The organism is Streptomyces sp. NPDC032472, from assembly GCF_040636955.1.
In the GTDB taxonomy this organism is placed as follows: Bacteria; Actinomycetota; Actinomycetes; order Streptomycetales; family Streptomycetaceae; genus Streptomyces.
In genome coordinates this window covers 65,958-89,836 of sequence record NZ_JBEZVK010000026.1, presented here as the reverse complement: position 1 = coordinate 89,836, position 23,879 = coordinate 65,958, and the positions used below count along the sequence as shown (strand labels likewise).

Genomic DNA, 23,879 nt, shown 5'->3' with positions numbered 1-23,879 from the left:
GGCCGGATCCCGGCCGGGGGTGGGGCGGGATGCGGCTGCGGGCCGGCGCGGCGCGGGTCCCGCTGCGCGGGGCCTGTCCCCTCCCCGCCCCGGGCTCCGCCCGGACCCGTCAAAGATCGGGGGCTCCGCCCCCGGACCCTCCCCCAGCTACCGCTGGGGGACCCCCAGCGCCTCAAACGCCGGCGGGGCTGGAATTGCCGCGCAGCGGCACAATCCAGCCCGCGCGGCGTTTGAGCGCACCGGGCGCGGAGCGCCCGGGTCTTCCAGCCCCGCCGGACCATCCCAGCCCCGCCGGCGTTTGAGGCGAACGGGGTCCGGGGCGGAGTCCCGGTTTCGGGAAGGGGCGGGGAGGGGAACTGCTGCGCGCAGCGGCACACCCGCCCGCGCCCCCGCACCGGGCCCGGCCCTGCACCGCACGGACCAGACCGGAAACGGAACGGCCGGGCCCGGCCGGGCCCGGCCCGGAACGACCCGGCAAACGCCGGAGCGGTGCCACCCCGACCCCCGGGACGGCACCGCATCAGGCCACGACAACCACTACGCCTGGGCGGCGGTGACCTTAACGTCCAGCACCAGAACCACGTTCTCCTTGGTGATCAACCGCAGGTGATACGTGCCCGGGGCGACATCCCCGGTCAGCAGCTCCGGCACCACGATCTTCCCGTCGACACCGGACGGCCCCAGGTCCGCACTGAACAGCTTCTCGCCGTCCTTGGCCCCCTTGAACCAAGGACCCTTGGCCTTGGCCGGATCCACCGGCACCCACTGTCCGGCCTCGTTCTTCTCGACCAGCCCGGCGGTGACCCGCGTACCGGCGACGGCCTTGCCGCCCGCCGTGGCCTGCACCTCGACACCCTTCACGGCCTGCCCGGCGACGACCTCCAGCGGCTTGGCCGCACCCGCATCGCTACGGGTCAGCAGATCCGCGGGAGCCGGCGCCGGCTTGGCCGCGACGAAGCCCTTGAAGTTCACCGTGAACTGGCTGGAGGTGTCGTACCCGGTGGCCCGCAGCGTGAAGGTACCCGCCTGCACACCCGCAACCAGGCCGGGCGCGGCGGCCACACCCTCCGCGTCGGTCTGCACCGCCAGGTGGGCCTTGCCCGGCTTGCCGAAGTTCGTGCCGTCCGTCGTGTCGTCCTCGACCGCGAACAGGATGAACTGGTTCGCCGCCGGCTTGCCGTCGCTGAGCACCGCCTTGATCCGCGGCACCGCGGTGAACGCGGAGCCGGCCTCGGCCCTGAGCTCGGTGCTGCCGACCGCCTCCAGCTTCGCCAGGCGCGCGGGCGTCGGCGTCGGCGTCGGCTTCTCCGGCTCGGGCTTCGGCGTCGGCTTGGCCGGGTCGGTCGGGTTCGTGGTCTTGCCCGGTGTGGTGGTCGGTGAGGTGCCCCGGCCGGGAGTCGTGTGCGTCGGCGTCGTCGTGCGCGGGTTCGGCAGCACCGGGGAGGTCGGCGGCTGGTAGGTCCCGGCCGGCGGGTTGGGCACCTGGGTGGCGCCGCTCTGGTACTGGCGCATGAACCCGACCACGGTGTTCACGTACTCGCGCGAGTTGTTGTAGCTGAGGATCGCCTTGTCGAGCTGGGCCGCGTCCGAGAGGTTCCGGTCGCCCGCGCAGAGGTAGAGGCCCGCGCCCAGGGCGGCGTCGTAGATGTTGTTCGGGTCGCGCTTGGAGTCGCCGTTGCCGTCGGCGCCCCAGGTGGCCCAGGTGGAGGGGATGAACTGCATCGGGCCGACGGCCTTGTCGTAGACGGCGTCGCCGTCCCACTCTCCCTTGTCGGTGTCCTTGACCTCGGCGAAGCCCTGGCCGTTCAGCTGGGGGCCGCGGATCGGGCGCTCGGTGTAGCCGTCGGCCTTGAGCCCGTAGCCGGAGGCGTGGACCGACTCGACGCGGCCGATGCCGGCGAGCAGCTCCCACGGCAGCTTGCAGTTCGGCAGCGCGGCGGCCACCGCGGTCTGGGCGCGCTTGTACGCGTCGAGGGCGGTCGCGGGTATGCCGCTGGCCCCCTCGCCCGCACCGGCGGCCGGCGGGACGGCGGGGTCCGCGACGTTGTCCGGCAGGTCGAGCCGGGCGTCACCGCGGTCGGTGGCCTGGGGGCTGTCCGGGGTCGGCTCCGACTCGCCCGCGTCGGCGGTGGAGGTGTTGGTCACCACGGCGGCGGTCGTCAGACTGGCCGCGAGCGCGGCCGTGCACAGGACCTTGCGCGAGGTGTTGACGAGGTGGCGGTGAAGCGGCTTCACAGTGCGGCGATCCCCCCAAGGCGGCCGGCAAGTCATACGGCGGGTCGAGCCGTGAATATCCACTGTCTATCAGGTATTCGGACGCGACTCACCGCCGCCCCGGGAGATGTGACACACCATTCGTCTCGGCTTCACCCGGGTCTTGCGACCGAACGCACAAGGCGCGGCGCTACACGCCCGATTGAGGGGGGTACGGGGCGGTATCAGCCTGGTGTCGGCCCGGTTGCCGCCTCCGGCGCCGCCCCCGCCGCCGTCCCCGCGTACACGCGCAGCAGGAGCGCGTGCAGGGTGGCCCGCTCGGCCTCGTCGAGGGGGGCCAGCAAGTGGTCCCGTACGGCCTCGGTCTCGGCGGTCAGCTCGTCGAGCAGGCCGCGGCCCTGCCCGCTGATGCGCACCAGCACCCGCCGCCGGTCGGCCGGATCGCGCTCGCGGTCGACGTGCCCGAGCCGCGCCAGGCCGTCGAGCACCTTGGCCACGTCGCTCGGATGCAGTTCGAGTGCTCCGGCGAGCTCCCGCTGCGCCTGCGCCTGCGGCCCGCGGTCGGCGAGCGCGGCGAGCACGGCCATGTCCCTCAGCCGGAGCCCGCGCGCGGCGAGCCGCTCACCGACGAGGGTGCGGGCCGTCTTGCCCACCTTGGAGAGCAAGTAGGGGGTGAGGGCGGCCAGTCGGGGGGTGGGGGAAGCCATGGGGGCATTGTAGGCTGCCACCAATCATAGGTTTCGACCTATGAATTGCTGACGCGTGCACATGTCGAGTCGACTCCCACGGAACGGAGCCCCCCATGGACGCCCTGCACACCCGGCTGCTGGTCGGCCGCTTCGGCGAGACCTTCCGCTTCTACGACGCCCTGCTCCCCGCCCTCCTCGGCGCGACCCGCTCCCGCGGATCCGCCGAAGGCCCGTACGCCTCCTGGGACGTGGACGGCCAGGGCGTACTGGCCCTCTTCGACCGCGCGGCGATGGCCGCCACGGTCACCCTGAACGGGACGGGGGCAGGGGCCGGGGCAGGCCCGGACGACCGGGCCATGCTGGTCAGCCGCGTACCCGACGTCGACACCGCCTACGCCGCCTGCCTGGCCCACGGCGCCACCCCGGCCGGCCCGCCCGCGGACCGCCCGGAGTGGGGCCCCACCCTGCGCAGCGCCCACGTCCGCGACCCCGAGGGCAACCTCTGGGAGCTCCAGTCGTACTGACTGACCGGACCGTCTTGCGCGCCGCCAGCCGCGCCTGCCCCGCCCTGCGCGCCGCGCCTGCCTCGCCCGCCTCGCTCTTCCGCGTGGTGCCCACCCCCGCTGCCTCCGGCTCACTAGGCTGCGGTGCCGTGCCTACCGCGCCCACCGACCCGATCCGCGTCCCCGACCTGTCGGACCGCCCGCACCAGCTCACCGCGGAGCGCGTGATGATGACCGATCCGCACACGGTCTACGTGGCGTGGACCGAGCAGTTCGACCGCTGGTTCGCCGCTCCGGGCTCGGTGGTCATGACGGCCGAGGTGAACGCGCCGTTCTTCTTCGAAACGGAGTTCGCACAGGAGCCGGGCACACCGCCGACCCGACACCCGCACTACGGCCGCTTCCTGCGGCTGGAGCCCAGCCGGCTCGTGGAGCTCACCTGGGTGACGGGGCGCGGCGGCACGGAGGGCGCGGAGACGGTGGTCACCGTCCGGATGGCCCCCCACCAGATCGGCATGCGCATGCGGCTGACGCACGCGGGGTTCTACGACGAGGCCGCCCGCGACCGGCACGAATCGGCCTGGCACCAGATCCTGGCGCACCTGGACGAGGTCCTGACCGGCGGGTCGCGTACACCCTGAGCAGCAGCCGACCCCCCCGTACGGGGGAGGCACTTCCTGCCGGCGGAGGACGTACCGAAGAGCGCCGCTCACGAGGATCGAGGGACAGCCTTCTCCTTCCATCGATCGGAGCACCACCGTGCGACGCAGCAGCAAGACCGTCCGGATCGCCGCCCTCCTCGCCGTGGCCGCCGCCCTGACCGTGCCCGTGACCAGCGCCTCGGCCGCCACCCCGCCGCCTCCGGCGGCGGAGACCACCGCGCACATCAAGGGGTGGGCGCGCCTCGAATACCCCGAACCCGCCGACGACATCCAGGTCACCGTCGACGCCCGCGGAACCTACACCAAGGACAGCCCGTGGTTCCCGGTGAAGTCCGAGGGGACCCTGCGCCTGTCCCACAAGATGGTCCGCCCGAACGGCGTGTCGCGTACGTACTGGGCCGACATGGAGGTCGATTGCGTGACCAAGGGCGGCCTCAACGCGACGGTGACCGGCCGGATCGTCGCCGCCAGCAACAACCCGAAGGACGCCGACTTCCCCGTGGACGACCCCTTCCAGGCGATGCTGAAGGACCACGTCCGGATGGGCATGAGCTTCTACGTCCCCGGCAAGGGCGGCGGCCCGGCCCGCGTCGGGCTGTCGGGGCCGGCGGACATGACGTTGTCGAAGTGCATGGCCCCGGCACCGTTCGACAAGGCCATCAAGGGCGGCTTCAGCCTCAAGTCCTGAGCCGGCACGGACGGCTACCGCCGCCGCAGCCGTCACAGACAGGCCCATACGGTCTTCCCCGGATACCCCGCCGGCCGCGGCCTGACTCCCCACTCCCGAGCCACGGCCTCCACCAGCAGCAGCCCCCGCCCGCCCTCCGCCGACCACGGATCGGCGGGCGCGAGCACCCCGGGCGGCCCCTGTTCGCCGCGGGCGTCGCTCACCTCGACCCGGACCCGCCGGCCGTCGTACCGCAGCACGACCTCGAAGTCCCGCCCGGGCACGAGCCCGTGCACCACGGCGTTGGCGGCGAGCTCGGCGACGACGAGCTCGACGTCCTCGGCGAGGGCGCAGCCGTACGGGATCCCCCAGGCGGCCAACTGCGCCCCGGCGAGGCGCCGGGCGAGGCGGGCGCCGCGGGGGGTGGCGCTGAGGAGCTGGCGGAACTCGCGGGGCTCACGCTTCTCGCCGTTCTCACGCCGCGATGCAATGTCACTGATTTCAGTCGTCACATCACCGAGCGTGTCCGGTTCGCCGTACGCTTTCCAGAAGCGGCGGCGCTACGGTGGAGTGCTGTAGGAGCGACGCCTGCTGTGTGTACGGCCCGTACGGACGAGGGCGGTTCAGCCGATGAACGACCTGTCAGACCGCGAGGAACAGCCGGAGCGACCAGTGGAGGTCGACGGCACCGCGTACCTCTTCAAGGCGCTCGGAAAAATCATCAAGGTACTGCGGGAGCGCGCAGGCCTCCAGCAGAAGGAACTGGCCGCGCTGGTGCACGTGGGCGAGGACCTCGTGTCCTCGATCGAGCGGGGGGTACGGACGCCACAGCCGGACTTCCTGGAGAACGCCGACCGGGTCCTGGAGGCGGGCGGGGTCCTGCGGGCGGCGATCCCGGACGTGAGGGACGCGCTGAAGCGGGCGCGGACTCGGCATCCGGATTGGTTCCGGCGGTTCGCCGAAGCAGAAGCGTCGGCGGTGGCGCTGCACTATTACGGCCACCAAGGTGTGCCAGGCATGCTCCAGACGGAAAGCCACGCGCGGGCCATCTTCGTGAAACGCCGGCCCCTCCTGGACGAGGCGACGATCGAGAAGCGTGTAGCTGACCGCTTAGCCCGCCAACAGATCTTCGATCGCTGGCCCTCGCCCACGTTCAGCTTCGTCCTCGATCACAGTCTGCTGAAGCGGCCGGTGGGCGGGCCGGATGCCCATGACGAACAGCTCCGCCGCTTCTTGGCGATCGGACGCCTGCGCACTGTGGAACTGCAGGTGATGCCGTTCGACAAGGGTGAACACGCGGCCATGGGCGGAGCGTTCACACTTCTTAATCCCAAGGGCCGCCAACAGGTCGCCTACACCGAGAGCTACGGCCACCCACACCTCATCACTGACCCTGAGCAGGTACGGGTCTACACGGAGCGCTATGGGATCATCCGGGCGCAGGCACTCTCGCCGGACGAGTCACTGGCTCTGATTGAGAAGACGCTGGGAGAAAGATGAACACCGAGAACCTGGCCTGGTTCAAGAGCAGCTATAGCGACGGTGAGGGCGGCGAGTGCATCGAAGTCGCCTACGCGTGGCGGAAGTCGAGCTACAGCAGCGGCGAGGGCGGCCAGTGCGTCGAGGTGGCCACCTGCGCCCACACCGTCCACATCCGGGACTCGAAGCTGACGGCGAGCCCGGAGCTGGCGGTGGCCCCCGAGGCCTGGACCGCGTTCCTGGACGGCGTAACGGTTTAGCGGAATCCGAGCAAGCGGCGTCGGAGGAGTGTCCGGGGGCGTCCCGGCCGCCCATTGTCCTTCCGGTGCGGACCGGCCTATCAAGGGCGCTCCTACGTCGCGTCGCTTCGCGATGGCCTCCGGCCACCCTTGACAGACCGGCCCACCCCGGAATGCCAAAGAGCTGCCGGGAAGCCCCCGAAGGATGGCCAGGGGGTCAAGACAAGGGAGGCCTCTCGTCGGAGAGGGCAGGTCCGGGTCCCGATGTGCAGAATCATTCCTCCCGGGACCACCCCCGCTGCCCGGCCCCGGGCATCCGGGAAGCCGACCCCCCCAAGCCTCCCTTCAATGGCCCGCTCCGAGGCCAAGGGGCCCCAACCTGAACGAGACGTCATTGAGATGACCGCCAGGAGCGGGGAGACGCGCCAGATCGCTACGCGCTCCTCTTTTCTCGGCGTCCGGCGGCCGTCTTGGGCCGGTAGCGCACCAGATCGCTACGCGGCCCCGCACGTCTCAGCGGCCGACCGCCGTCCGTGGCTGGTAGCGCACCAGATCGCTACGCGGCCCCTCACGTCTCAGCGGCCGACGGCCGTCGTGGGTGATTTCGAGCCCACCAGCGCCCCCTATATACCCATTTGGCCGCGAAGTGAGGGAGGGAGGGGCGCCAGACGGAGCCTGACGTCACGAAAGTTGTCATTCGGCTACCTGAGGGGCTCCTCTCGACTCGCAGCCGATCGCAGAAACCTTCCTGCGCGCCGATCACCCGCCCTCTCGCCCATCGGCCAGCCGTCCATTGCGTCTGCCAGCCAAAGACGGTCGGCAGCCGCCGAGAAATGAGGCAGCGGGTGGCGATCTGTCGCGTCTACCAGCCCCTGACGGCCGTCGGGCGCCGAGACGTGAGAGACCGCGTGGAGATCTGAGGCGCCCATCAGCCCAGACGGCGGTCGGGCGCCGAGACGTGAGAGACCGCGTGGAGATCTGAGGCGCCCATCAGCCCAGACGGCGGTCGGACGCTGAGACGTGCGGGACCGCGTAGCGATCTTGTGCGCTACCAGCCCAAGACGGCCGCCGGACGCCGAAAAGAGAGGAGCGGGTAGCGATCTGGGGCGCTCACCGCTCCTGGCAGCCATCTCGTCGAAGTTTGGCGCGGGTTCGAGCCCCTCGGCTCCGGAGAGAGTCCTCTTGCGGGTCTTGGCGGCTCGGCTTCCCGGATGCCCGGTGCCGGGCGGGGAGGGTGGTCCCGGGCGGAAGGATTCTGCACACCGGGACCCGGACCTTCCCTCTCTGACGAGGGATAAGGCCGGACATGACCCCCTGGCCATCCTTCGGGGGCTTCCCGGCAGCTCTTTGGCATTCCGGGGTGGGTCGGTCTGTCAAGGGTCGCCGTAGGCGATCGCGTAGCGACGCGACCGCAGGGAGCGCCCTTGACGGGCCGGCCCGCACCGTAAGGACAATGGGCGGCCGGGACGCCCCCGGACACTCCCCGACCCGGCCTCACCGTGACCCAGCCCTTCCACCCTCCCGCCCAACAGGGCTGGCCCCGCCCCCTGCGTAGCCCTACTCCCCCGCCTCCAGCAGCACCTTCGCCAGGGCCTCCGGGGCGGAGAACATCGGCCAGTGGCCCGTGTTCAGGGTGGTCAGGGTCCAGCTCGCACTGCGCAGGAGGTCGGTGACCACGCGCCCCGGGTCCTCCCCGTCCAGCAGGCACTTCACGTACACCGCCGGGAGCTCGCGCAGCGAGCGGGCCAGGATCGCGGGCTCGGTCAGGGTGGCGCCCGGGTGCGGGGTGCCGTCGGCGAGGATGCGGGCGATCGCGGCATCGTCCAGTCCCTGGCCCGCGTACTCCTCCGCGCCCGGCGGCGGCCAGTAGCCGCCGCCGGCCCGGATCGACGCCTCGACCATCGCCCGCCCCTCGGGCCAGCCGGCGACGAACGACTCCCCGTCCACCGGGACGCTCGCGTCGACGAAGACCACCCGGGCCAGGCGGTGGTCTTCGATCAGCTCCGCCGCCTGGCCGACCGGGATGCCGGCGTAGCTGTGGCCGACCAGGACCACGTCATGCAGGTCCAGGCGCTCCACCTCGCCCACGATGTCCTGTACGTGCGTCTGCTGGCCCGCCCACGCGCCCGCCGCGGCCCGCTCGGCGAGGCCGGACAGCGTCAGCGCGTACGCGCCGTGCCCCGCCGCCCGCAGCTCCGCGACCACCGCGTCCCAGGCCCATGCCCCCAGCCATGTGCCGGGTACGAGTACGAAGTTGCTCATGGTCGCACCGTACACGATCATGCGAACATTCGTTCGAACCGAATTCGGGACCAACCCTCACGCGTACAGCGCCTCGATCTCCGCCGCGTACCGCCTCGCCACCTCCTCGCGCCGCAGCTTCAGCGTCGGGGTCAGCGTGCCGGCCTCGACGCTGAAGTCCTCCGCCAGCACATGGAACGCCCGGATCCGGGCCGGCCGGGACACCCCCGCGTTGGCCGCCTCGACCGCCTCCTGCACCAGCGCCCGCACCGCCGGGTGCGCGCCCGGCTCCGGGCCGGGGTCGATGCCCTCCCGGGCCGCCCAGGCCGCGACCTCCTCCGCGTCCAGCGTGATCAGCGCGACCGGATGCGGCCGGCGGTCCCCGATGAGCACGGCGCGGGACACGTACCGGGAGCGCTGTACCGCGAACTCGACCTCCGTCGGGGTGATGTTCTTCCCCGCCGAGGTGATGATCAGCTCCTTCTTCCGGCCCGTGATGCGCAGGTACCCGTCCGCGTCCAGCTCCCCCAGGTCACCGGTGTGCAGCCAGCCCTCCGCATCCAGGGCCTGCGCCGTGGCGGCGGCGTTCGCGTGGTAGCCGGGGAAGACCATCGGCCCGCGGGCCAGCACCTCCCCGTCCGGCGCGATGCGGATCTCGCAGCCGGCGACCGGGCGGCCGACCGTGCCGGGGCGCACCGCCTCCGGGTGGTTGGCGCAGAGCACCCCGCCGGACTCGGTCATGCCGTAGCCCTCGTACACGGCGATCCCGCAGGCCCGCAGGAAGTCCAGGGTCGCCGGGGCGATCGGCGCGGCGCCGGTCAGCGCGTACGTAAGCCGGCCGCCGAACGCCCCGCGGACCAGCGCGTACAGCTGCCCCTCCGCCGCCTCGTACACCGCCCGGTCGGCCTCGGACAGCCGGCCCTCGGCGGCGAGCAGCCCGACGCGGACCGCCTCCTCCAGCCGCTCCCGGCCGCCCTCCTGCGACTCGGCCATCGACAGCACCACCGCGTGCAGCTTCTCGAACAGGCGCGGTACGGACGGCAGATGCGTCGGCCGCACCACGGCCAGCTCGGACAGCACGTCCTCGATCCGGCCCCCGAAGTAGCACAGCTCGCCGCCCTTGAGCAGGGTCGTGAACTGGATGAGCTGCGCCAGTACGTGGGCCAGCGGCAGGTAGAGGTACGTGGAGTCCCCCGGGCCTCCGCCGCCCGACAGCGGGAGGATGGCGTCCTGGACGGCGCCGAGGTTGCCGTGGGTGAGGCGGCAGCCCTTCGGCAGGCCCGTCGTGCCGGAGGTGTACACGATGGCCGCGTCCGCGGACGGCTCGACGGCCGCGGCCCGAGCGGACAGTGCGGCGGCGGGGTCCAGGTCCGGGGCCAGGTCCGGGGCCAGGTCCGGGGCCAGGGCCGGATCAAAGCTCCCCGCGAGCTCGTCCATCCGCACCACCGCCCGCAGCGCCGGGAGCTTCGCCCGCAGGGCCTCCACCCGGGCCGCCTGCGCCGCGTCGTCGCAGACCGCGACCACCGCCTCCGAGTCCGCCAGGACCCAGGCCAGCTCCTCCTCGCCCGCCGTCGGGTACACCGGGACGAGGACCGCGCCCGCCGCCAGGATCCCGAAGTGGGTGTACGTCCACGCCGGGCGGGTCTCCGCGAGCACCGCCACCCGCTCGCCGGCGGCCACCGCGAGCCCCGGGCCGAGCAGGGCGCGGCCGACGGCCCGTACGCGGGTGCGCAGTTCGGCGTACGAAACGCTCACCCAGCCGCCGTCCGCCCCGGCCCCGGCCCCGGCATCGGCCGCGCGGTGGCGAAGGGCGGGCCCGTCGCCGTACCGCTGCGCGGTCCAGTCGGTGAACTCCGCCAGCGTCCGCGGCCGTACAGCGTCCATCGCCATCGCTCGCCTGCCCTTCGTGCGTGCCCACGTCCGTACGTACGGGGACGACGCTAAGCAGCCCGGCAGCCCGAGCGGCATGACCGGAAGCGTCAGCCCCGCTGACTCCAGCGCTCATCGCGGCTACCGTCGATGCCGTGGGGAGGCGGACGGTCACCGTGCACCATGTGCGTGCCGTGCTCGCGGGGGCGGCGCGCAGCGGCATCGACACCGTGCCGCTGCTGCAGGAGGCGCAGATCCCGCCGCTGCTGCTCGGCGACGACCGGGCGCGGGTGACGCCGGCGCAGTTCGTGCGGCTGTTCCGGGCGCTGTACCGCACGACGCAGGACGAGTTCCTCGGGCTGTCCGCGGTGCCGAGCCGGCCGGGCACCTTCGCGATGATGTGCCATGCCTCGCTGGGCTGCCGGGATCTGGGGGCGGCGGTGGAGCGGGCGGCCGTGTTCTACGGGCTGTTCCCGGGCGGGCCCGAGCTGTCGCTCGACGTGGCGGGGGCGCAGGCGCGCTTCAGCGTGCGCAACGACTTCGACCGGGACGAGGAGCGGTTCCTGACCGAGTGCGTGCTGATGATCTGGCACCGGCTGAGCAGTTGGCTGATCGGGCGCCGGATCCCGCTCGCGGGCGCGGCGTTCGCGTATCCGCCGCCGCCGCACGCGGCCGAGTACGGGATCCTCTTCGACTGCCCGGTGCGGTTCGGGGCGGAGCGGACGGGCGCGGTGTTCGACGCGCGGTGGCTGGCCGCGCCGGTGGTGCGGGACGAGGATGCGCTCGAGGCGATGCTGCGGCGGGCGCCGTTCGACCTGCTGTCGCGGCCGGAGTACGGGACGACGGTGGCCGAGCAGGTACGCAGGGCACTGGCGCGGCAGTTGCGGGGGTCGCCGCGGCTGCCGGAGCTGGCGGAGGTCGCGGCCCGGCTGGCGGTGTCCCCGGCGACGCTGCGGCGGCGGCTGCAGGGGGAGGGGACGTCCTTCCAGCGGCTGAAGGACGAGGTGCGGCGCGATGCGGCCATCGCTGCGCTGGCGGAGGGGGGTAAGCCTATCGCCGGGTTGGCGGCGCGGCTGGGCTTCTCGGAGGACACGGCGTTCCACCGGGCCTTCCGCCGCTGGACGGGCACCACCCCGGCCGCCTACCGCACGGCCGCGGGCCCGACCCCGGGCCCACCCCGGCCCGCCCCTTGACCGTGGCTTGAGCCTGGGGGCCGGGCACCCCCGCCCCCTTCGAAGCGGGGGGCATTTTCAGCCTCGCCGGCGTTTGAGTGGGGGTCCCCCCGGACGAAGTCCGGGGGAGGGTCCGGGCGGAGCCCGGTGCCCGGCGGAGCCGGGTTCCTTGGGGCGCCGCCCCAGACCCCGCGCCTCAAACGCCGGCGAGGCTGAATCTGCCGGACCCCTGTTTCGGCAGCGGGGGCGAGCACGGACTGGTCGGCCGCGGCTCCTGGCGGGCTGAGCCGCCCGGGCTTCTCCGCCACCCGCCTTCGGAGCCGAAGGTCGGTATTCCAGCCCCGCCGGCGATTGAGGCGCGGGGTCTGGGGCGGAACCCCGAGGAATCCGGCCCCCCGGGGCTGTGCCGCCGAGGCCGGCCGGGCCGGGCATGCCGGGACCCCGCAAAGGTACGGGCCTTCTCCGGTCAGGAAAGGTGAGCTGTGGGGTCAGCGACGGGTCGGCGGGCCGTCACTACCGTCTCCTCACCTGCACCGCACGGAACGAGCCGCTGGAGAGCCGCCATGCGTATCGAACATCGCCGTCGCCGTATCGTCCTCGCCGCCCTGGCGGCTCTGGGTCTGGCCCTCGGGGCCGGGGTGTCCGGGGCCGCCGCGGAAGCGGAAGCCGCCGCGCCCGGGGATCTCCTCGGCGTCGAGCCCTCCGCCTTCCACCCCCTCCCCGGCCAGCCCACCGACACCAAGGCCTGGAAGATCCACTACCGCTCGACCACCGCCGACGGCGCCCCGACCACCGTCTCCGGGACCGTGATCGTCCCCCAGGACGGCCGCACCGGCCCGCGCCCCCTCGTCACGTACGCCGTCGGCACCGTCGGCATGGGCGACTCCTGCGCCCCCAGCAACAACCTCCCCCGCGGCACCGCCACCGAGGCCAACCTCATCCAGCAGCTCACCCTGCGCGGCTGGGCCGTGGTCGTCACCGACTACGAGGGCCTCGGCACGCCCGGCGTGCACACGTACACCGTCGGCCCCTCCGCCGGCCACGCCGTCCTCGACGCGGCCCGCGCCGCGCTCCGGCTGCCGGAGGCGGCCCTTGCCGCCGACACCCCGGTCGGCATCATGGGCTACTCGCAGGGCGGCCAGGCCAGCAGCTGGGCCGCCGAGCTGCAGGGCTCGTACGCGCCCGAGCTGAACGTGAAGGGCACGGCGACGGGCGGGGTCCCGGCGGACCTGATGAAGGTGGCCGCGTTCAACAACGGCTCCTACGGCTCCGGCCTGATCTTCATGGCGGCCGCCGGCCAGGACGCGGCCTTCCCCGAGCTGCAGCTCGACTCGTACCTCAACCCGGCGGGTCGCGCACTGGTGGCCGGCATGAAGGAGAACTGCGTGGCGATCGACGCCATCGCCGGCTCCTTCAAGCGGATCTCCGACCTCACCACCCGCAACCCCCTCGACCAGCCCGACTGGCAGGCCCGCCTCGACCGGAGCCGGCTCGGGCGGACGGCGCCGGCCGCGCCGGTGTACCAGTACCACGCGCTGGGCGACGAGTTGATCCCGTACGCGGTCGGGCGACAGCTGCGCGCCGACTGGTGTGCGCGGGGCGCGGACGTGGAGTGGGACACGGTCTGGGTCGGTGAGCACGTCAGCGGGGTGATCACCCACTCCCCGGCGGCTGCGGCCTGGCTCGCCGACCGCTTCGCGGGGCGCCCGGCGCGCGGCAATTGCTGACCGTCGTCGCCTGTGGCTGTGGCTTATTGCCCCGCCGGCGTTCGTTCGTTCATTCGCCGGCGGGGCAGGACCGCGTCCCGGACGGCAGCCGGCCGTCGACCAGGAAGCGGGTGACGTAGCCGCGCACGCAGCGGGAGGCGGTGTAGCCGGTGTGGCCGTCACCCTTGTAGTCCAGGACCACGGCCGAGCCGAGGCGTTCGGCGGTCTCCTCCGTCCACTGGTACGGGGTGGCCGGGTCGCCGCGCGTGCCGACGAGCAGCATGCGCGGCGCGCCGGGCCGGTCGATCCGGCGGATGAAGTCGGTGCCGGCGGGGCGGCCGTAGCAGGAGAGCACGGTCATCAGCTGCCGCGGCCCGAAGATCTCCGAGGCCTGGCGGAACTCCGCGCGCAAGCCCTCGATCTTCTTCTCGATGGCGCCGGGGTCGGCCTTGTCGTAGTCGCGGTCGGGGTCGTCGGCGCAGTTCACGGCCGCGAGGGCGGCCTCGCCGTTGTCGGCGGGTACGGGGCCGGGCGGCCCGGGGTCGGTCGGCTCCGGTCCGTCCGGGGTGCTGAGGCGGAGCAGCCCGCGCGGGTCGCCCTTGCGCTCGACGTCGGCGAGGGCCTGGGCGAGGTCGGGCCACAACTGCTTGGAGTAGAGGGCGGCGGAGATGGCGGTGACGGCGTGCTCGCCGGTGAAGCGGGCTCCGTCGGCGTCGACGAGGGGGTGGGCGTCGAGGTGGGCGACGAGGGCGGCCGTCTCCTTCTTGGCGGTGCGGGTGTTCGTGCCGTACACGCAGCCTTCCTTGCGGTGGGTGCACCAGGTCAGGAAGTTGTCGAGGGCCTGCTGCTGGCCGCGCGCGGAGACGAGGGCCTGCTCGGTGAGGGATTCGGTGAGGGTGTCGACGCCGTCGAGGACCATGCGGCCCACGCGGCCTGGGTATTGGGCGGTGTACACGGCGCCGAGCCGGGTGCCGTAGGAGAAGCCGAGGTAGTTGAGCTTGTCGTCGCCGAGGGCGCGGCGTATGAGCTCCATGTCGCGCGAGACGTTGACGGTGCCGACGTACGGGAGGACCGGGCCGGAGGCGCGCTCGCAGCGCTTGACGACGGCCCGGAGGGCGGCGAGCTGGGCCGCGGCGTCGGCGGTGGCCGTACGGGTGCCGCTTCCGGTGCCGGTTCCGGGATCCGGTTCGAGGGAGCCGCCGCAGCTGACGGGGGCGCTGTGGCCGACGCCTCGGGGGTCGAAGGCGACGAGGTCGTAGCGCTCGCCGAGCTCGGCGTACGGCTTGGGATCGGCGGCGAGGGTCTCGATGCCGGGGCCGCCGGGCCCGCCGAAGTTCAGCACCAGCGAGCCGAGGCGACGGCCGCGGGGCGCGGTGGCGGGTATTCGGGCGAGCGCGATGTCGATGGTGCCCTTGCCGGGATGGTCATGGTCCAACGGCACGGTCAGCTTCCCGCACCGCATCCCGTCGGGCACGGGCTGCTCGGGACACGCACCCCACCGGATCCGGGGGACCCCGGGGTCGGAGCCGACCACGACCGGTCCCCGCGGCCCCGACGGGACGGGGGAACCCCCCAGGCCGACCAGGCGGGGCGCGCCCGCGATGCAGCCGAGGACGAGCAGGCAGGCCGCGCCGACCGCGGCACCGCCACGAGAGCCCGACCGGGACCGGGCACAGGAACGGGAACGGTGCACGGCAGCACCCTCCTCGGGCGGCCCCCCGGACCAGTCAGCCCACCATAAGCGCCCCCGCCCCACCCCGCCGCCCGACCGGGACTGTCCGGCGGGTCAGAGACGGGGCAGGTCAGGGCGGGGCAGGTCACGGGCGGCAGGTCAGCTGCGGCGGTACAGGGCCTCGATGTCGGCCTCGTGGTCCCGGGCTATCGCGGCGCGGCGGAGCTTCAGGGACGGGGTGAGGTGGCCGCGGGCTTCCGTGAAGTCGCCCGGCAGGACCGTGAAGCGGCGGATCGACTCCGCCCGGGAGACGAGGCGGTTCGCCTCGTCCACGGCGCGCTGGAGGTCGGCCAGCAGGTCCCGGTCGTGGACGAGCTCCCGCATCGGGACGCCCTCCTTCTTCCGCATCGCCCGCCAGTGCGCGAGTCCCTCCGGTTCGAGGGTGATCAGGGCGGCCACGTACGGCCGGTTGTCGCCGACGACCATGCACTGGCCGACCAGCGGGTGGGCCCGCAGCCAGTCCTCCAGCGGGGCCGGGGCCACGTTCTTGCCGCCGGAGGTGATGATCAGGTCCTTCTTCCGGCCGGTGATCGTCAGGTACCCGTCGGCGTCGAGCTCGCCGATGTCCCCGGTGGCGAGCCAGCCGCCGCCGTTCCCGCCGCCGTGGACACCGCCTTCCGGCACCCCGTACGCCCCGTACGCCCCCTGCGCCCCCTGCGCCCCGTAAGCCCCATACGCCACCGTCGGCGTGTTCCAGTACCCCGCGAACACGTGCCGCCCGCGCAGCAGCACCTCCCCGTCCTCCGCGATCCGCACGGCCGTGCCCGGCAGCGGCCAGCCCACCGTCCCGAGCCGCGGCTTCTGCGGCGGGGTCACGGTGCTGGCTCCGGTCGTCTCCGTGAGCCCGTACCCCTCGAAGACCTCGATGCCGGCCCCGGCGTAGAAGGCGGCGAGCCGCCGGCCCAGCGGTGAGCCGCCGCTGATGACGTACCGCACGCGCCCGCCGAGCGCGGCCCGGATCCGCCGGTAGACGAGGGGGTCGTACAGGGCGCGGGCCGCCCGCAGCCCGAGCCCGGGCCTCCCGCCCCCCTCCAGCACCTCGCCGTACCGCCGGGCGGTGCGCGCGGCCCGGTCGAAGGAGGCGGCGCGGCCCATCCGCTCGGCGGTGGCGCGGGCGGTGTTGTGCACCTTCTCCAGGACGTACGGGATGGCCAGCAGGAAGGTGGGCCGGAAGCCGGCCAGGTCGGCGAGCAGGTCCTCGGTGGCGATGCTGGGCGCGTGGCCGAGCTTGACGCGGGCGCGCAGGCAGCCGACGGCGACCATGCGGCCGAAGACGTGGCTGAGCGGCAGGAAGAGCAGGGTCGAGGCGGGGTCCTTGCTGACGGACTTGAAGACGGGGTGCAGCAGTTCGACGGCGTTGTCGGCCTCGGCGAAGAAGTTGCCGTGGGTGATCACGCAGCCCTTGGGGGCGCCGGTGGTGCCGGAGGTGTAGATGAGCGTGGCGACGGAGTCGGGCGTACGGGCGGCTCGGCGTGCGTGCACGACGGCGTCGGGGACGTGCTCGCCGGCCTTGGCCAGGCGGGCCAGCGCGCCCGTGTCGAACTCCCACAGGTGCGCGAGCCCCGGCAGGTGTGACCGCTCGGCGCTGATCAGGCGGGCCTGGGCGGTGTCCTCGACGGCGCAGGCCACGGCGCCGGAGTCCTGGATGATCCACCGGGCCTGGAGGGCGGAGGAGGTGGGGTAGACGGGTACGGTGACGAGCCCGGCGGCCCAGCCGGCGAAGTCCAGCAGGGTCCACTCGTAGGTGGTGCGGGCCATGATGGCCAGCCGGTCGCCCTCGCGCAGGCCCTCGGCGATGAGCCCCTTGGCGACGGCCAGCACCTCGGCCGCGAACTCGGCGGCCGTGACGTCCCGCCAGGTCCCGTCGGGCTCCTTGCGGGCGAGGACGGCCGTTCCGGGGGCCTCGCGGGCGTTGTGGAAGGGGATGTCCCCGAGGGAGCCGCTGCCCGGCAGGGCGACGAGCGCGGGCACCTCCACCTCCCGGACCACCCCGTCGACGACGGTCTTCAGGGGCTCGACCAGCTTCGGCTCGGGCTCGGCATCCACGGCGCTCTCCTCCGCTCGACACGGGAGTACGGGAGTTACCGCCGGTAATCTACGTACGGGTAACCCCGCTGGCCACCCCCCGACCAGGCCGATTCACCGAACCCGACGGGTTCGTTCACGACCGGGGCACGGACCGGGGGACGGACCGGGGGACAGACCAGGGCACGGCCCCGAGTGCGGCCGGATCACCTGGTGGACGAGATGAGCGTGTTGAGCAGCGCCGCACCGCGCTCGGCGTCGTCGACGCTGACCGCAAAGACCTTTCCCCCGGAGCTGATGACCAGGCACTCACCACTGCGCAGCATCACCGTCGTACCCAGCCCGCTCAGCCGGTAGCCCCAGCCGCCGACCTGGGCGGGGGTGCGGTTCTCCACGCGGGCCCACTCGATGTCCCGCGCGGCCCACCGCCGTACGGGCCACCCCACCGGCCCGAAGGCCACCTCCAGCATCTCCCCCGTGACCCGGGCCCGCACCGAGGAGCAGGCGAAGGCCGAGGCCGACACCAGGGCGAAGGGCGCGATCAGCGCCCACGGCGGAGCCATCAGCCCGCCCAGCGCGACCACCGCGCCGCCCGTCGCCACCACCCCCGCGACGACCGCGATCAGGCGGAGCCAGGGGTTCGCCGCACGGGACAACCAGACCCGCCGCTCCCCGGCGGGGATGTCCATGCCGGGCGACTCGTACGCCGGCCCCTCGGCCGGGACCGGCCCCTCACGGGCGGCCAGCGCCGCGAGCAGCCCGACCCCCGCAGCCACCGCGAGGGTCACCGCCACCGAGCCCGCCGCCGAGCGGGCATCCCGCCAGTCCGCCCGGTCCAGATTCGCCCGTACGACCGAAGCCTGCGCCCCGAGCAGCAGCGCACCGGTCCCGACCAGCACACCGGCGGCGGCGCGCCGGTGCCGAACGAACACCGCGACACCCAGGGCGAGCACGGCCCAGATCACCGCCGGGAACAGCGCGGCACCCCACAGCGGCATGGACCCGTCCGGCTCGCCGGCGGTCGCGCTCCAGTGGGTCGCCAGCCGGTCCGGCAGCCGCCCGCTCGCGGCCACCGGCATCGCCACGAGTAACGCCAGCACCCCGGCGCCCCAACCGAACGCCACCACCCGACGCTTCACCACACCGTTCACGGCACCCCCTCGACCATCTCCATGAGATCCGCCTTGCTGTACCCCAGGCGCGCCCCGTCGGCCACGAGCTCCCGGACCCGCTCCACCAGCGCCGACCTGAGGTCCGCCCCCTCGGCCACGGTCACCCCGCGGCCCCGCCGGAATTCGAGCAGCCCCTCGTCGCGCAGGGCGCGCAGCCCGCGCAGGACGGTGTTGGCATTCACCCCCAGCGCCTGCGAGATGTCCCGCGCGGGCGGCAGCCGGTCGCCGGGACGGCACTCCCCCTCGGCGACGGCCCGCCGGATCGCCCCGGCCACCTGCTCGTGCAGGGGGCGGTGGTCCGCGGTGTTCAGCTTCAGCAACATGATGCCATTGAAGGTAGCACCATTCCGTTCATAAGCGGTGGCGTGGGTGCCGGTCGTCCATCAGGGGCTGTCGGACCCATGTCGGCGGCTTGTCGGCGGGGGCTGACGCCTTCCGGGAAACGGCCGCCGGAGCGCACCGGGCGGTCGGCCCCGAGGCGGGATGCTCGACATCCACGCCCACAACGGGCGGCTCGCCCTCAAGGCGGCCGGCCTGATGGACGAGTTCCGCGCCATCGTCATCGAGGGCCGCCAGACGATGCGGCTCGTCGAGCAGGACGGGACCGTCCTGCACGAGACGGCCGACTACGGCACGGGCGGACGTCCCGAGGTGCAGCAAGGGGAGCTGCGCCGGATCCCGCGCCCGGGCAAGGAGATCTTCGCCCACCGGGAGGGCGGTGACACCCTGCACGCGTACGTGGCGCTGTCCAGGCCGCAGGACTGGTTCGCCCGCATCGACTTCACCGATGCCCCCGCCGCAGCCGCGCGCATTGCGCGGGAGTTCGAGGCTGGGCGCCGGAGCTCACCGCGTTGATCACGACCGCCGACCTCCCGCCCGTACTGCGCCCCCACGCCTTGCCGGCCGGGCACCGCTGGGACCGGGCGCCGGGGGGTGACCCTGCTCGGTGACGCCCACCTCGCAGCCCCGAACGGCGAGGGCGCCAACCTGGCCATGCTCGACGGCGCCGAACTCGGCAAGGTCCTCGCCGCGTACCCCGACGACATCGAGGCCGCCCGGGCCGGGATGGCCGGGTCAGCGGGCGCTGCCGAGATTGCGGTCGGCGTCGGACCCCTTGAGCATCAGGGTGGTCTCCTCGATGCGCCGGAAGCGGCCGTCCGGGGCGAGGTCGGCGAACACGTAGACCTCCATGCTCACGGTGGAGCCGTCCTTCTTCGTGATGTGGCAGGTGTGCCGGTCGGCGTACTTGCTGCCGTCGTAGAGCTCTTCGTGGACCTCGACCTCGCCGCCGGCGACGAGCGTGCGCAGGTGGGCTATGTGGTCGAGGAACTCGGCGCGGTCGGCCCACGCTCCGTCGGTGCGCTGGCGGTAGTCGGGGGTGAAATGGCGGTCGGCGGCCGTCTCCAGGGTGACGTCCTCGTTGAAGAGCAGGTCGGTGAGAGCAGCCTTGATGCCGGTGCGGGTCATGAGGAGTCCTTCGGGCAGCTTCGGATGAGAGGGATGCGCGGCGGTACGCGGTGAGCCGGCCGGGGCCTCAGGCGCCCGCATGGGCGAGGGTGCTGTCGAGCCAGTCGTAGATGCGGGCGAGGGAGAGGCGCATGGCGCCGGGGTGGCAGTGGGCTCCGGCGCCTTCCTCGGCGGTGAACACCATGAGGGTCTTGGGACAGGTGAGGTGTTCGTAGAGCAGTTCGGGCTGGCCCTTGAAGAATTCGTCCTCGGCGGCGTCGCAGACGAGGGTGGGGCACTGGATCTGCTCGGCGATGCCGCCGCCGAGGGTGTAGTCGAGGTAGGAGGCGCTGAAGGCCCGGGGGGTGTCGACGCCCATGACGTACATGCCGTGGTTGATCGCCCAGCGCGCGGTGGCGTCCTGGGCGAGGAGCTGTTCGAACGCGGCGTCGAGCTCGGGGGCGGTGTCGGCGCGCAGGAGCCGTTCGGCTTCCTCGCGGTCGCCGGGGATGCTGCGGACTGATATCCGGCCGAGGTCGTAGACGCCGTCGAGGGCTATCAGCGCGGCCAGGCGGTACTCGAAGGCGGCCGCGCGCGGCGCGAGGACGCCGCCCATGCTGGAACCGAGCAGTGCGATACGGCTGTTGTCGACCTCCGGGACGGTCTCGGCGAAGTCGATCACGGGGGTGATGACGTTCTCCCAGTCGGGGCGGAAGACCATGCCCTGGTGGTGGCGGGGGCCGGGCTGGCCGGGGCCGTCGAAGGCCAGAACGGTGTAGCCGCGCTCCACGGCGGCCAGCGCGCCGCTGAAGTGGAGTTCTTCGGCGGTGCCGTCGAAACCGGAGTGCATGATCAGGGTCGGCCGCGGCGCGCCGGTGGTGTCGGCGCGGTAGAGGTAGCCCGGCAGCGTGGTGCCCTCGTAGGGAATGCGGACCGGCTCGATGCGCGGGGTGTAGAGGGCGGCGGCGGCTCGGAAGCAGGCGACGCTGCGGTCGTAGGCGTGGTCGTGGCGGGGGTCGCAGGGGTGACCGTGCAGGAAGAATTCCGCCGAACGGTAGTAGTTGGACGCCCGCAGGAACCCGTCCCGGGCGCTGACCCGGTGGCCGGCTTCCAGCGCCTTCACAGCCTCGTCGGACACGCGGTCTGCGGTGGCGGTCCACTCGGCGTGCCAGCTGTCGTAGTCGCCCTCGACGATGCGCCGGCTGGTGGAGACGACCTCCCCGAAGTCGGCGCCGCCGTAGGCGATGTGGCTCATCGAGCGCAGGGTTTCGTACCAGAACTGGGGGTTGTCCGGGAACAGCAGCGGTTTCATCGCGCACCTTCCTCAGGCGTTAAGCACGGATCTGTGCTTACGGCAGGACTGTAGCCCCGCCGAGCGCCATTAAGCAAACATCTGTGCTTACGATGTGAGGGTGACTTCGAAGCAACCGCCCGCGCGCATCCGCAAGAGCCCCGAGCAGGTCCGCTCGGCCGTCCATCAGGCGGTCATCGACCTGCTGTCCGCACCCGAGGGCGCAGAGCTCACCATCCCGGCGATCGCGCAACGCGCCGGGGTGAACCACACCAGCATTTACCGGCGCTGGGGCAGTCGCGAGGCGCTCCTGGCCGACGTGGTCACCACCCGCCTCGAACGCGACTGGCCACTGAGCGACACCGGCACCCTGCGTGGGGACCTCACTGCCTGGGCGGAAGCAGGCGTGGCGAGCATCCGCACGCCCGAGGGCCGCCTCCTCGTACGAGCCGTGGCCCTGTCCATGCCGAACAGCTCCCACGCGCAGGCGGAACGCGCGCAGCACTTCCAGCGCCGCCTCCACTCCATCGAGCGCATCCGCGAGCGGGCCGCAGCCCGCGGCGAGAACCCGCCGCCCCTGGAGCAGATCCTCGACCAGCTCATCGCACCGCTCTACCTGCGGGCGATCTTCGGCATCGACCCGCCGGCCTCCGGCTACCCGCAACTCCTCGTGGACAGACTGCTCGGCACCACGAGCGCGCCGGACACGGCTTGACGCAACTACGCCGCCGTTTCGGCGGGCCCCGCAACGCCGGGTTCTCGGCAGTCGCGGCAGCGGCCGCCCGGTTCGGGGGCGCGGAAGACGCGTTTGCAGCCGTCGCAGTCCTGCCAAGGGTCCGGCGGCACGTACGGCCGCACGGCCGGGGCGGTGGCCGTGACCGGCGGCAGGTACGGCGGAAGCAGCTCGGCCAGCCGGTGCGCGAGCAAGCCCGCGGGGTGGCGCAGCCCGTCGGGCAGGTCCGCGGACAGCACCCGCGCGACGGCCTCGGGCTCGGCCCCGCGCTCCAGCCAGACCGACACCCCGGGCACGAGCCGCTGCACCTCCCGCTCGGACAGCAGCAGCCGCGGGTCGTACCGCCGCAGCCCGGCCAGCAGCTGGGCAGCGACTCCGGCGAGCGCCGCGGGCACGGAGTGCGCGGCGGGCGCTTCGGCGGCGCATCCCGAGCCGGGCTCCGCCACCGGCGGCGGGGACAACTGCCGCTCCGGCTCCGGCTCTGGCTCGGCCTCCGACTCGGGCGCCGATTCCCGTACGGCATCCTCGTCCGGCGGCGGCGCAGGAGGAGCCGAGGCAGGGGAAGAGGCAGGGGAGGAGGCCGAGGACGGAGCCGGCACCGCCCCGCCCACGCCCACACCCCCCGGGTTGTTGTACGAGAACGTACGGGTCACCACCCGCCCGGACGCCAGCCGCTCGCGCCGCCGCTCCAGGTAGCCGTGCTGCTCCAGCTCCCGCAAGGCCGCGGCGACCCGGACCTCGCCCTCCTGGGACCGCCCGGCGAGCGCCTTGACGCCGATCGCGGCCCCTGCCGGGAGCGACTGGATGTACAAGGCGATGCCGCGTGCCGTGTACGACAGTTCGCGGTGCTGGGCGAGGTGATTGCCGACCACGGTGAAGTGACTGGCATGCCTCGTGTTGACGTGAACGACACCGGATCGGGCGGTCCCGGCGTGAACACGGGACGTTGCGCGCGAACGCGCGCTAGGGTGCTGGAGAGCCATGGGGAAGCCTGTTACTTCCTACTTGGTCAGGCCCTCGCCCGGGATTGCCGTCCCGTCGGGGGCCGTCTCATTTCTTCTGCTGTCGGGCCCGAGCATATGCCCGGCAACCAGCGCCAAATCCAGCCCAGTTGGCACAGTTCACCCATCCGGGCGACGGGGGCCGGTGGGGGTGGGTTGGGTGGGTTTCTCACCCAAGTCCCTTGGCGTTTTGGCGTCTAAGCCCACCGCATCGCGGCCCCCCGCGCCCCGGCCGGGCCCAAGACCTTCCAGCCGTTTTCCCGGGTGACGACCGGATGCGCGGTGACATCGAGACGGCTGCCCACGTCGTCGTGGGCCTGGATCCGCGCCGCGCTGCTCTGAAGCTGTGCGGCGCGGCGCGGCCGTCAGGCGCCGACGCGGGTGCAGACGTGCACCGACTCGCTGTTGTGGCCGTCGTTGTGGACGATCCGCAGGACGTTGTCCTTGTAGGTCACGTTCAACTGCTGGCCGTCGCCCGTGCCCTTCACCCCCGGCGGCTTCCAGGGGAGGGAGACCGAGACCGTGGGCCCGACCGTCGCCGGGACGGTGAGCGCCTCGCCGCCGCTGAGCTTCTTCAGCTCCTTGTCGCCCTCGAACACGTCGCACCGCAGGTGGCCGCCGCGCAGCAGCCAGGATCCGGTCCAGGTGACGGGGGTGCCGTCTGCGTCCCAGACGATGGTGAAGCCCCCGTTCCCGCCCGGCGGCGCGGTCACGGTGGCCGTCCCGTGCACCGTCTTGCTGCCCGGCGTGGTCGACTCGATCTTCCAGGCGCCCCCGATGAAGGCGTCGAAGGCACGGTCGAGCGGTGACTTGGACGGCGCCGGGGCGGGAGCCGCCGACGAGGCGGCGGCGCCCCCCGGGGCCGGGTCCGCGCCGGGGGCCGACGGTGTGCCGGGCAGGGCGTCCTCGGCCTTGCCGCCGCACGCCGCGACCAGCGAGGCCCCGATCCCGACGGCCAGGTAGCGGAGCGCGTTGCGCCGCCCGATCATCTGCGCCGCCGCACGTATCTCCCGTACCGTCACCAGTCCTCCATGGAAG

General features: G+C 73.1%; 21 protein-coding genes and 1 pseudogene. 9 read left to right on the top strand and 13 right to left on the bottom strand.

The features are described 5' to 3' along the window. Positions 1–537 precede the first annotated feature (537 nt). Positions 538–2,235 carry a lytic transglycosylase domain-containing protein gene (locus AB0F11_RS19630; RefSeq protein WP_362175043.1) on the bottom strand — a complete coding sequence of 566 codons (1,698 nt, stop codon included), beginning with the start codon at positions 2,233–2,235 and terminating at the stop codon, positions 538–540. A gap of 203 nt (positions 2,236–2,438) precedes the next feature. Further along, complete coding sequence (locus AB0F11_RS19625) at positions 2,439–2,921, bottom strand: MarR family transcriptional regulator (RefSeq protein WP_362175040.1); 483 nt, start codon at positions 2,919–2,921, stop codon at positions 2,439–2,441. A 95-nt stretch (positions 2,922–3,016) separates the two neighbouring features. On the opposite strand from AB0F11_RS19625, the gene AB0F11_RS19620 reads away from it, so the two are divergent. From AB0F11_RS19620 to AB0F11_RS19610, 3 genes are all read left to right on the top strand, one after another. Next, positions 3,017–3,427, top strand: coding sequence for a VOC family protein (locus AB0F11_RS19620; protein ID WP_362175037.1), 411 nt, complete (start codon positions 3,017–3,019; stop codon positions 3,425–3,427). A 128-nt stretch (positions 3,428–3,555) separates the two neighbouring features. Beyond that, positions 3,556–4,047: an SRPBCC domain-containing protein gene (locus AB0F11_RS19615; RefSeq protein WP_362175034.1), complete on the top strand. Its 492-nt coding sequence runs from the start codon at positions 3,556–3,558 to the stop codon at positions 4,045–4,047. Positions 4,048–4,165: 118 nt separating this feature from the next. Continuing rightward, positions 4,166–4,756 (top strand): hypothetical protein, encoded by a 591-nt coding sequence (locus tag AB0F11_RS19610; protein ID WP_362175031.1) that lies wholly within the window; start codon positions 4,166–4,168, stop codon positions 4,754–4,756. Between the two features lie 32 nt (positions 4,757–4,788). Here AB0F11_RS19610 and AB0F11_RS19605 read toward each other — a convergent pair whose 3' ends face one another. Next, positions 4,789–5,226: an ATP-binding protein gene (locus AB0F11_RS19605; protein WP_362175101.1), complete on the bottom strand. Its 438-nt coding sequence runs from the start codon at positions 5,224–5,226 to the stop codon at positions 4,789–4,791. Between the two features lie 139 nt (positions 5,227–5,365). On the opposite strand from AB0F11_RS19605, the gene AB0F11_RS19600 reads away from it, so the two are divergent. After that, on the top strand, positions 5,366–6,235 hold the full coding sequence (locus AB0F11_RS19600) for a helix-turn-helix transcriptional regulator (RefSeq protein ID WP_362175027.1): 870 nt from the start codon (positions 5,366–5,368) through the stop codon (positions 6,233–6,235). Beyond that, positions 6,232–6,474, top strand: a complete 243-nt coding sequence (locus tag AB0F11_RS19595) for a DUF397 domain-containing protein (protein WP_362175024.1) — start codon at positions 6,232–6,234, stop codon at positions 6,472–6,474. Before AB0F11_RS19600 ends, AB0F11_RS19595 begins: the two co-directional genes overlap by 4 nt. A 1,536-nt stretch (positions 6,475–8,010) precedes the next feature. Here AB0F11_RS19595 and AB0F11_RS19590 read toward each other — a convergent pair. Both AB0F11_RS19590 and AB0F11_RS19585 read right to left on the bottom strand, forming a co-directional pair. Then, on the bottom strand, positions 8,011–8,715 hold the full coding sequence (locus tag AB0F11_RS19590; protein ID WP_362175021.1) for an alpha/beta hydrolase: 705 nt from the start codon (positions 8,713–8,715) through the stop codon (positions 8,011–8,013). A 57-nt stretch (positions 8,716–8,772) separates the two neighbouring features. After that, positions 8,773–10,578: an AMP-dependent synthetase/ligase gene (locus tag AB0F11_RS19585; RefSeq protein WP_362175018.1), complete on the bottom strand. Its 1,806-nt coding sequence runs from the start codon at positions 10,576–10,578 to the stop codon at positions 8,773–8,775. Between the two features lie 140 nt (positions 10,579–10,718). Here AB0F11_RS19585 and AB0F11_RS19580 point away from each other — a divergent pair, with 140 nt between their 5' ends. Further along, entirely contained in the window at positions 10,719–11,756 is a 1,038-nt protein-coding gene (locus AB0F11_RS19580) for an AraC family transcriptional regulator (protein WP_362175015.1), read from the top strand. A gap of 542 nt (positions 11,757–12,298) precedes the next feature. After that, positions 12,299–13,462 carry a lipase family protein gene (locus AB0F11_RS19575; RefSeq protein WP_362175011.1) on the top strand — a complete coding sequence of 388 codons (1,164 nt, stop codon included), beginning with the start codon at positions 12,299–12,301 and terminating at the stop codon, positions 13,460–13,462. A 49-nt stretch (positions 13,463–13,511) separates the two neighbouring features. Here AB0F11_RS19575 and AB0F11_RS19570 read toward each other — a convergent pair whose 3' ends face one another. The 4 genes from AB0F11_RS19570 to AB0F11_RS19555 form a co-directional block, all read right to left on the bottom strand. Beyond that, the gene (locus tag AB0F11_RS19570; RefSeq protein ID WP_362175008.1) at positions 13,512–15,134 is read right to left on the bottom strand and encodes an alpha/beta hydrolase; all 1,623 of its coding nucleotides are present in this window, start codon (positions 15,132–15,134) and stop codon (positions 13,512–13,514) included. 138 nt (positions 15,135–15,272) lie between these two features. After that, positions 15,273–17,219, bottom strand: a complete 1,947-nt coding sequence (locus AB0F11_RS19565) for an AMP-binding protein (RefSeq protein WP_362175005.1) — start codon at positions 17,217–17,219, stop codon at positions 15,273–15,275. A gap of 185 nt (positions 17,220–17,404) precedes the next feature. Continuing rightward, positions 17,405–18,349, bottom strand: a complete 945-nt coding sequence (locus tag AB0F11_RS19560; protein WP_362175003.1) for a DUF1648 domain-containing protein — start codon at positions 18,347–18,349, stop codon at positions 17,405–17,407. Further along, entirely contained in the window at positions 18,346–18,693 is a 348-nt protein-coding gene (locus tag AB0F11_RS19555; protein WP_362175000.1) for a GntR family transcriptional regulator, read from the bottom strand. The genes AB0F11_RS19560 and AB0F11_RS19555 overlap by 4 nt, the downstream gene beginning before the upstream one ends. A gap of 130 nt (positions 18,694–18,823) precedes the next feature. Between AB0F11_RS19555 and AB0F11_RS19550 the strand changes: the two are divergent. Further along, positions 18,824–19,426 (top strand): annotated as a pseudogene (locus AB0F11_RS19550) (hypothetical protein); the annotation flags it as partial. Positions 19,427–19,444: 18 nt separating this feature from the next. Here the strand turns inward: AB0F11_RS19550 and AB0F11_RS19545 are convergent. Together AB0F11_RS19545 and AB0F11_RS19540 are read right to left on the bottom strand one after the other, a co-directional pair. Beyond that, entirely contained in the window at positions 19,445–19,837 is a 393-nt protein-coding gene (locus AB0F11_RS19545; RefSeq protein WP_362174998.1) for a nuclear transport factor 2 family protein, read from the bottom strand. A 67-nt stretch (positions 19,838–19,904) separates the two neighbouring features. Continuing rightward, positions 19,905–21,128 carry an alpha/beta fold hydrolase gene (locus AB0F11_RS19540; RefSeq protein ID WP_362174996.1) on the bottom strand — a complete coding sequence of 408 codons (1,224 nt, stop codon included), beginning with the start codon at positions 21,126–21,128 and terminating at the stop codon, positions 19,905–19,907. Between the two features lie 100 nt (positions 21,129–21,228). Here AB0F11_RS19540 and AB0F11_RS19535 point away from each other — a divergent pair, with 100 nt between their 5' ends. After that, positions 21,229–21,822, top strand: coding sequence for a TetR/AcrR family transcriptional regulator (locus tag AB0F11_RS19535; protein WP_362174993.1), 594 nt, complete (start codon positions 21,229–21,231; stop codon positions 21,820–21,822). Positions 21,823–21,827: 5 nt separating this feature from the next. On the opposite strand, the gene AB0F11_RS19530 is transcribed toward AB0F11_RS19535, so the two are convergent. Together AB0F11_RS19530 and AB0F11_RS19525 are read right to left on the bottom strand one after the other, a co-directional pair. Then, entirely contained in the window at positions 21,828–22,712 is an 885-nt protein-coding gene (locus AB0F11_RS19530) for a helix-turn-helix domain-containing protein (RefSeq protein WP_362174990.1), read from the bottom strand. 494 nt (positions 22,713–23,206) lie between these two features. Further along, entirely contained in the window at positions 23,207–23,863 is a 657-nt protein-coding gene (locus AB0F11_RS19525; protein WP_362174988.1) for a hypothetical protein, read from the bottom strand. Positions 23,864–23,879: the final 16 nt, after the last annotated feature.

Bases quoted from the DNA above. Each gene is read 5' to 3' on its own strand.
- AB0F11_RS19625 (WP_362175040.1), bottom strand. From the start codon at position 2,921: ATGGCTTCCCCCACCCCCCGACTGGCCGCCCTCACCCCCTACTTGCTC.
- AB0F11_RS19620 (WP_362175037.1), top strand. From the start codon at position 3,017: ATGGACGCCCTGCACACCCGGCTGCTGGTCGGCCGCTTCGGCGAGACC.
- AB0F11_RS19600 (WP_362175027.1), top strand. From the start codon at position 5,366: ATGAACGACCTGTCAGACCGCGAGGAACAGCCGGAGCGACCAGTGGAG.
- AB0F11_RS19595 (WP_362175024.1), top strand. From the start codon at position 6,232: ATGAACACCGAGAACCTGGCCTGGTTCAAGAGCAGCTATAGCGACGGT.
- AB0F11_RS19590 (WP_362175021.1), bottom strand. From the start codon at position 8,715: ATGAGCAACTTCGTACTCGTACCCGGCACATGGCTGGGGGCATGGGCC.
- AB0F11_RS19585 (WP_362175018.1), bottom strand. From the start codon at position 10,578: ATGGACGCTGTACGGCCGCGGACGCTGGCGGAGTTCACCGACTGGACC.
- AB0F11_RS19575 (WP_362175011.1), top strand. From the start codon at position 12,299: ATGCGTATCGAACATCGCCGTCGCCGTATCGTCCTCGCCGCCCTGGCG.
- AB0F11_RS19555 (WP_362175000.1), bottom strand. From the start codon at position 18,693: ATGTTGCTGAAGCTGAACACCGCGGACCACCGCCCCCTGCACGAGCAG.
- AB0F11_RS19545 (WP_362174998.1), bottom strand. From the start codon at position 19,837: ATGACCCGCACCGGCATCAAGGCTGCTCTCACCGACCTGCTCTTCAAC.
- AB0F11_RS19540 (WP_362174996.1), bottom strand. From the start codon at position 21,128: ATGAAACCGCTGCTGTTCCCGGACAACCCCCAGTTCTGGTACGAAACC.